The sequence below is a fragment of the Streptomyces cahuitamycinicus genome, from assembly GCF_002891435.1.
Lineage (GTDB): Bacteria > Actinomycetota > Actinomycetes > Streptomycetales > Streptomycetaceae > Streptomyces > Streptomyces cahuitamycinicus.
On the sequence record NZ_POUC01000867.1, the window covers coordinates 1 to 1,079 of the forward strand.

1 pseudogene is annotated in these 1,079 nt (G+C 68.4%); it reads right to left on the reverse strand.

Annotated features, from left to right (window positions below):
* Positions 1–1,079, reverse strand: a pseudogene (locus C1J00_RS43520) (alpha-1,4-glucan--maltose-1-phosphate maltosyltransferase); the annotation flags it as partial.

The window sequence follows — 1,079 nt, forward strand, 5'->3', positions numbered from 1 at the left end:
GGTGTTGAGCCGGGTGAGCAGCGGGGTGATGGTGCGGCCCTCGCGTTCGGCGGTGGCCCAGTCGCGGTGCCTGAGCTGGTACTTCTCCGAGTCCAGGTACTCCTCGCCGCCCTCCTTCAGCGGGGTGTTCTCACACAGCTCGTAGCCGGAGTAGATGCCCCAGGTGGGAGAGAGGGTCGCCGCGAGGACGGCCCGGACCTCGAAGGCGGGCCGGCCGCCGTGCTGGAGGTAGGCGGGCAGGATGTCGGGGGTGTTGGCGAAGAAGTTCGGCCGCATGTAGGACGCGGCCTCACCGGAGAGTTCCGTCAGGTACTCGGTCAGCTCCTGCTTGGTGTTGCGCCAGGTGAAGTACGTGTACGACTGCTGGAAGCCGATCTGGGCCAGGGTGTGCATCATCGCCGGCCGGGTGAACGCCTCCGCCAGGAAGATCACGTCCGGGTCGGTGCGGTTGACCTCCCCGATGACCCGCTCCCAGAACACCACCGGCTTGGTGTGCGGATTGTCCACCCGGAAGATCCGCACCCCGCAGTCCATCCAGTGCCGCAGCACCCGCACCGTCTCGGCGACCAGACCGTCCATGTCGGCGTCGAAGGCGATGGGGTAGATGTCCTGGTACTTCTTCGGCGGGTTCTCCGCATAGGCGATGGTGCCGTCCGGGCGGTGGTGGAACCACTCCGGATGCTTGTGCACCCAGGGATGATCCGGGGAGCACTGCAAAGCGAAGTCCAGCGCCACCTCCATGCCCAGCTCCCGCGCCCGCCGCACGAACCGGACGAAGTCCTCCAGCGTGCCCAGGTCCGGGTGCACGGCGTCGTGACCGCCCTCGGGCGAGCCGATCGCCCAGGGCACACCGACATCGTCCGGGCCGGGGGAGAGGGTGTTGTTCCTCCCCTTGCGGAACGTGCTGCCGATCGGATGGATCGGCGGCAGGTAGACCACGTCGAAGCCCATCGCCGCGATCGCCGGGAGTCTGCGGGCCGCCGTGGCGAACGTGCCGTGCGGCTGCTCGCGCGTGCCCTCCGAACGCGGGAAGAACTCGTACCAGGACCCGTACAACGCCCGCTCCCGCTCCACCAGCA